Here is a 6,342-nt window from a genome sequence, read left to right as displayed (position 1 = left end):
GCCTTGCCTTCGACACCGGCCAGCATCGAGTTTCCTATGTCCTGAGACATGGGTTTCCTATGTCCTGAACCAGCACACTGCCGGGGGCACCGACGACCGGGTCGATCAGGCGCGCCGCTTCGGACGCCTGCGGCCGGCATCGCACTGGCGCTCACGCATCGCCGTCAGGAAGCCGAGGCCGCCCCGCACCAAGGAGACGCCGAGGACGCCGAGAAGCCCGGCGACCAGATACAGCGGCACGTGGTAGCGCGCGTGCGGGTGGTCGTTGAGATCGCGACCGAGGTCGAAGTCGTTGACGACGACGAGTCCGACGGCGTACCCGAGGCATCCGAGGCCGACCAGCCAGAGAGCGATCGCGATGGCCACCGTCGACCACTCGATGCCGGATCGAATCGGCGGTGTCATCGGGGTCAGAGGACGCCGAGGTGGTCGAGCAGGATCCGCAGGCCGATCACGATGAGGATCAGTCCGCCGACGACCTCGGCAGGTCCTTGGTAGCGGGCCCCGGCGCGGTGGCCGATCGCCACGCCGGCCAGCGAGATCACGAACGTGGTGATGCCGATCAGGATCACCGCACCGAGGATGCTGACGTCCAAGAAGGCGAAGCCGATGCCGACCGCGAGGGCGTCGATGCTGGTGGCGACGCCGAGGATCAGCATCTCCCGGATCGGGATCCGTGGCTCCTCCGACTCTTCCTCGTCGTCGTCCTGGAAGGCCTCCCAGATCATCTTCGCGCCGATGGCCGCGAGCAGCCCGAACGCGATCCAGTGGTCGACCGCGGTGACCTTGTCGGCGAACCCGGTGCCCAGCAGCCACCCGATCGTGGGCATCAGCGCCTGGAAGACGCCGAAGGTGAGCGCGAGCAGGACGGCGTCGGCCATCCGGAGCCGACGCATGTGGAGGCCCTTGCCGACCGCGACCGCGAACGCGTCGGCCGAGACACCGAGCGCGATCAGGAACAGCGTGAGGAGCGACATGTGGACCTTTCAGGGGCTGACGTGCGGAGGCCGGTCGACTCCCTCGTCGTCGGTGCGCATTCTGGCAAAGCAGGGGCTGGGGTGACGCATCGGCCGCAGCCGCGGGCTCTCCGGCGCGCCTACCCAGTCGGCGCGGCGCGATCGGTTAGACAGGACTCGGCCCCGCGGCGTATGAGACCGCGGGGCCTTGAGTCTCTCCGGTGCGTGGTCAGTCGCCGGCGTAGTCGCTGATCTCTCCGAGGACCCGGGTCTTGACGTCGTCCGGGGCGAACGACGACGTGACTGCGGTGCGGGCCAGGTCGGCCAGACCCGGCTCGCCGAGCCCGAGCAGGTCGGCGGCGATCTCGTACTCTCGGTTGAGCGTGGTCGCGAACATCGGCGGGTCGTCGGAGTTGATCGTCACGACCACGCCCGCCTCGACGAAGCGGCGCAGCGGGTGCTCCTCGAGCGAGGCGACCGCCCGCGTGGCGATGTTCGAGGAGGGACACACCTCCAGCGGGATCGCCCGGTCCGCGAGGTGGGTGAGCAGCGCGGGGTCGGCGACCGCGGACGTGCCGTGGCCGATCCGTTCGGCACCGAGGAGCCGCAACGCGTCCCACACGGTGTCGGGGCCGGTGGTCTCGCCCGCGTGCGGGACCGAGTGCAGCCCGGCCTCCCGGGCGGCATCGAAGTGCGGGGCGAACTGCGCCCGCGGTACACCGATCTCGGGTCCGCCGAGCCCGAACCCGACAAGAGCCTCGGGTCGATGATCGAGTGCGTAGGACAGCGTCGCGTCGGCTGCGGGGATACCTGACTCCCCCGGGATGTCGTAGATCCAGCGCATGGTCAGCCCGAAGTCGCGTTCGGCCGCCACCCGGGCGTCCTCGATCGCCTCGGTGTAGCCCTCGATCGCGATTCCTCGCACGACCGAGGTGTAGGGCGTGCAGGTGAGCTCGGCGTAGCGCACGTTCTGCTCGGTCGCCAGCTCGCGGGCCACCTCGTAGGTGAGGTAGCGGACGTCGTCGGGAGTACGGATCAGGTCGACGACCGCCAGGTAGACCTCGATGAAGTGCGCGAAGTCCCGGAACTCGTAGAAGGCCCGGAGCGCCTCGGGGTCGGTGGGGACCGTTCCCGGATGACGTTCGGCGAGCTCACCGACGATCCGCATCGACGCCGATCCGACGTGGTGGACGTGAAGTTCGGCCTTGGGCAGACCCGCGATGAATGCGGCGTGCGGCGACTCGGGCCTCGATGCGGACGGCGTGCTCATTCGCGCGATGCTGCCAGGCCCCGTGCCCGTGGGGCCAGTTCGCGCTGAGCCGGTACGCGTGCCGGGCCAGGGCGACGTCAGTCCTCGAGGGCCTTCCAGAGGTCCTCGTACTTGCCGGTGAAGGTCTCGCCGTCGAGGAGCACCGTCGGGGTGCCCTGGACGCCGGCTTCGAAGGCCTCCTTGGTGGCCTCCTTCGCCCAGTCGTTCTCGCCCTCCTCGATGCCCGGGCGGACGGCGGCCTCGTCGGCGCCGGCCTCGACCGCCTTCTCGATCAGCCAGTCGGAGCCCGGGAAGCTCTCGGCGTCCTCGGCGGGCTGGTTGGCGTAGAGGATGTCGTGGAACTTCTTTGCGATCTCGGGGCCGGACTCCTCCAGCACCACGCCGAAGGCGCTCGCGGACTCCGCGGAGTAGGGACCGAACCGGTCGAGCAGGGTGAACGGGCGGTACTCGACGAGCACCTTGCCCTCGTCGGCGAGCTTAGTGAGCCGCTCGCCGGTCGCCTCCTCCAACGCGCCACAGGCCGGGCAGAGGAAGTCCTCGTAGATCACCAGGGTGTGCGGGGCGTCCTTCGAGCCGATCGTGACGCCGTACTTGCTGGAGCCGGCGTCGGTGGCCTCGACGTCGTTGGAACGGCTCACGAAGTAGAAGACACCACCCAAGATGGCGAGCACGACCACCGCGACGCCGGCGATCATCAGGTTGCGGCGTCGCTCGGCAGCCTTCTCGGCCTTCTTGATCTCGGCCAGCCGAGCGGCTCGCGCCTCAGCCTTGGCCTGCGCCTTCGGCTTGTTCGACATCTTCTACACACCCTCCAGGTCGTGCTCGCGGTCCTCACGCGAGGTTGTACGGAACAGCAGCGAGTCGAGCGACCACCGTCGCGACCCCACCCAGACCAAGAAGAGCGATGCGGCCAGCAGGGCGACGTCCCGAGCGATCTCCCAGGGATACTTCGAGGACGCATCCGGATCGTAGCCGCCGCCTCCGAAGCAACCACAGTCGATCTCCAGGCCCCGCGCCCACGCTGAGGCGATGCCGATGATGAACGCGACGAACAGGATCGCCGAGATCAGTGCCGCGCCCCGGGTCAGCACTCCCACGACCAGCGCGAGACCGACCACGATCTCCAGCGGGGGCAGGATGTAGCCGATCGGCACGGCCAGGGAGTTCGGCAGGAGCTCGTAGGCCTGCACCGCCTGAACGCTCCCGAGCGGGTTGGTGATCTTGGCCAGGCCGGCAGCGATCCACACCCCGCCCACGACGAGGCGCGCGACCAGAGCGACCCACTGCTTCACGGGAAGCCACGCTATCTGCTGGGTCTAAAGCGGCGCTGAGAAAGGAGCCGTCCCGCGGTGTCGACCGGCTCACATGCCCGTAGGGTGAGCGACCGTGAACGAACGACTGGTCTGGATCGACTGTGAGATGACCGGCCTCGACCTCGGCGCCGACGCGCTCGTGGAGGTGGCGGCGCTGGTCACCGACTTCGACCTCAATGTCCTCGGCGAAGGGGTCGACATCATCATCAAGCCGCCTGAGGCGGCACTGGAGCAGATGATCGACTTCGTCCGCGACATGCACACCACCTCCGGGCTGCTCGACGAGCTCGCCGACGGCGTGAGTCTCGCCGAGGCCGAGCAGCAGGTGATGGCCTACCTCACCGAGCACTGCGGCCCCGACAGCCGGCCGCCGCTCGCCGGCAACAGCGTCGCGACCGATCGCGCCTTCCTGGCACGCGACATGGCCGACCTCGACGCCTTCCTGCACTACCGCATCGTCGACGTCTCCTCGATCAAGGAGCTGTCTCGTCGCTGGTACCCGCGGGCCTACTTCGCCGCTCCCGCCAAGCGTGGCAACCACCGCGCGCTCGCCGATATCCAGGAGAGCATCGAGGAGCTGCGCTACTACCGCGACGCGGTGTTCGTACCTCCGCCCGGGCCCGACACCGCGGCCGCCCGCGAGATCGCCGCGCGGCACGGGGGCGCTCTGACCGGCCTCGCGTCCGATCCGGCGACAACCGATTCTGATCCGGCGCCCTGATACGTCTACACTTCATGCGGTCCCGGTCGTCCGGGACGATGGTGGGTATAGCTCAGCTGGTAGAGCGCCGCGTTGTGGTCGCGGATGTCGCGGGTTCAAGTCCCGTTACTCACCCAGAGAAGTCCGAGCCCCCGGCCCCGCAGCCGGGGGCTCGGCCGTCTCCGACGCAGATCCCCTCCGCCGCTCAGCGGGAGTGGGTGATCTCGATCAGGCGGTCCCAGTCGGTCACGATGGGCGCCAGCGTTCCCTGCGCCCACAAGGTCAGCTGATCGGCGTAGTGCGGGGACGCAGGGTCGCCCGAGGCGCCCATCGGGACCACCCAGCCGCCGGCCTGGCGGTCGGCGAGGTCCCACACGTACCGGGCCACCGCGCCCCGGTAGGCGCCGTCGTCGATCCCGGGCATCGACCCGACGCACCGCACACAGTCCTGGTCGCCGCTCAGCGGGACCTCGGGCACCGGTGGCGCCTGGAGGTGGTCGGCGAGATCGAACGGGTGCGCGGGCGAGTAGACGTGGGTGCTCCCCCAGGTCGGACGGGGCTCGCTCTCCAGATCGGCCAGCACGGCGTGCCGGGCGAGGTCGATGCCGAACGGCGTCCCGGCCGCGGCGAGCGTCGCCAACGCATGGCCGATCGCGAAGGTCACGTCGAAGTACGGGGCGAACAATCGGTCCGGCGGTGGCTCGCGGAGCGCGTCGAACACCGGCTCAGCGGCGATCCGCCGGACGAACGCCGAGCGCCACGCGACGAAGTCGGCCGCTGTGGCCGAGTCGGCGTCCATCCGCCCGTCCCAGTCACGCAGCCGCTCAGGGAGGAACGGCCGCAATGCCTCAAGGCCGCCGAGCAGAGTGTCGTTGTGGATCTGCTCGAAGTCCGCGGAGGTCAGTCCGGTGCGGTTCGCCAGCAGGGCGGCGATGCGCTCACCGCGATGCGGTGGCGCGAACTCCTCCCCCAGCTCTGCGCTCTGCGGCCCGCGCCGGTCGTTGGCGGTGACGATCTGTCCCTCGGACCCCACGTCGAGCCGATGCCGGTCGGTGCGCCAGCCGGTCCACCGCCCGCGCTCGTCCCGCACGGGTACCCGTCCGGCCCATCGGTAGCGCACGGTCCCGCGCACGTCGGCGATCACGACGTTGTTCACCGGTTCGACCCAGTGCTCCAGGGCCGCGTCGACGTCGTCGACGGTGCGCGAGCGCAGCAGCGGCAGGAGGGCCTCGAAGCCCAGGTCTCCCAGCTCCGTCGACGGCCCGCGCAGGCCGACGCCCGGCAGCACGGTCGGCCGGTCGGGAGGGGTTCCCTCCGCGCCCGCAGCGGACCCGAGGTCGTCGAGGTCCTGGTACCTCGCCATCGCGTTGGTGATCGCCCACGCGACCTCTCCGGCATGAGCGAAGTGCTGAACGCCGGGGGTGCCGGCGAAGCTGAACCCGACGACGTCGAACAGGTCGTCGGGATCCTCGCAGGCCAGACGCACCTGGTGGTAGACACCCGGCGACTCGAAGTTACGGTGCGGGTCGCCGCCGATGAGCGGGGAGCCGGAGGCCGTGCGCGCACCTCCCACGACCCAGGCATTGCTGCCGGCCGAGTGCGGCCCCTCCCGCTCGAGCAGGGCGCTCTCGGCTCCGAGCACGTCGTCGACCCGTCGCTGCCACAGCAGCGAGCCGATGTTGGCGAACAGGATCTGCTGGGCGTGGAAGGTCGCCAGCGGCATCCACGCCGGCCACGCCTGCGGCGAGATGCCGAGGGCCTCGAACTCGTGAGACCCGCGCCCCGCGCCGGCCGCGAACGCCGCGCTCACCCCGTCGGCGTAGGCGGCGACGAACCGGCGTGAGGCCTCAGTGAGCGCTTCGTAGGCACGCTGGGCGGTGTCGATGATCCGGACCGACACCGAGAACCGGTCCCACGGGACGCCGGCGTCGCCGAGGACCTCCGCGGTCGTCCCGGTCACGCGACGGCGCAACCACTCGAGCTGCCAGGCGCGGTCCTGAGCGATCGCGAACCCTTGTCCATGAGCGAGATCCCGTACATCGGCCGCGCGGACGTGAGGGATCCCGTATGCGTCGCGGTAGATCCGGGCCATGGGTAGTGACA

General features: G+C 70.0%; 7 protein-coding genes and 1 tRNA gene. 2 read left to right on the top strand and 6 right to left on the bottom strand.

Annotated features, from left to right (window positions below; translation table 11 throughout):
• Positions 1 to 105 precede the first annotated feature (105 nt).
• The 5 genes from WMR31_RS19265 to WMR31_RS19245 all read right to left on the bottom strand — a co-directional run bounded on the left by WMR31_RS19265 (position 106) and on the right by WMR31_RS19245 (position 3,518).
• Complete coding sequence (locus tag WMR31_RS19265) at positions 106 to 405, bottom strand: hypothetical protein (protein ID WP_340540514.1); 300 nt, start codon at positions 403 to 405, stop codon at positions 106 to 108.
• Between the two features lie 5 nt (positions 406 to 410).
• Positions 411 to 977, bottom strand: a complete 567-nt coding sequence (locus tag WMR31_RS19260) for a manganese efflux pump MntP (RefSeq protein WP_340540513.1) — start codon at positions 975 to 977, stop codon at positions 411 to 413.
• Positions 978 to 1,185: 208 nt separating this feature from the next.
• Positions 1,186 to 2,226: an adenosine deaminase gene (locus WMR31_RS19255; protein WP_340540512.1), complete on the bottom strand. Its 1,041-nt coding sequence runs from the start codon at positions 2,224 to 2,226 to the stop codon at positions 1,186 to 1,188.
• A 77-nt stretch (positions 2,227 to 2,303) separates the two neighbouring features.
• A complete protein-coding gene (locus WMR31_RS19250; RefSeq protein WP_340540511.1) occupies positions 2,304 to 3,023 on the bottom strand; it encodes a DsbA family protein in 720 nt (239 codons plus the stop codon).
• 3 nt (positions 3,024 to 3,026) lie between these two features.
• Positions 3,027 to 3,518, bottom strand: a complete 492-nt coding sequence (locus tag WMR31_RS19245) for a MauE/DoxX family redox-associated membrane protein (RefSeq protein WP_340540510.1) — start codon at positions 3,516 to 3,518, stop codon at positions 3,027 to 3,029.
• 127 nt (positions 3,519 to 3,645) lie between these two features.
• Here WMR31_RS19245 and orn point away from each other — a divergent pair, with 127 nt between their 5' ends.
• Together orn and WMR31_RS19235 are read left to right on the top strand one after the other, a co-directional pair.
• The gene (orn, locus tag WMR31_RS19240) at positions 3,646 to 4,260 is read left to right on the top strand and encodes an oligoribonuclease (protein WP_445321656.1); all 615 of its coding nucleotides are present in this window, start codon (positions 3,646 to 3,648) and stop codon (positions 4,258 to 4,260) included.
• A gap of 41 nt (positions 4,261 to 4,301) precedes the next feature.
• Positions 4,302 to 4,374: transfer RNA gene (locus tag WMR31_RS19235), tRNA-His, on the top strand.
• Positions 4,375 to 4,444: 70 nt separating this feature from the next.
• On the opposite strand, the gene WMR31_RS19230 is transcribed toward WMR31_RS19235, so the two are convergent.
• Positions 4,445 to 6,331, bottom strand: coding sequence for a penicillin acylase family protein (locus WMR31_RS19230; RefSeq protein WP_340540508.1), 1,887 nt, complete (start codon positions 6,329 to 6,331; stop codon positions 4,445 to 4,447).
• Between the last annotated feature and the right edge of the window lie 11 nt (positions 6,332 to 6,342).

It is taken from the genome of Nocardioides epinepheli (genome assembly GCF_037936805.1).
In the GTDB taxonomy this organism is placed as follows: Bacteria; Actinomycetota; Actinomycetes; order Propionibacteriales; family Nocardioidaceae; genus Nocardioides.
Note: the sequence above shows the minus strand (reverse complement) of the source record. Positions and strands in the feature narration are given on the sequence as shown.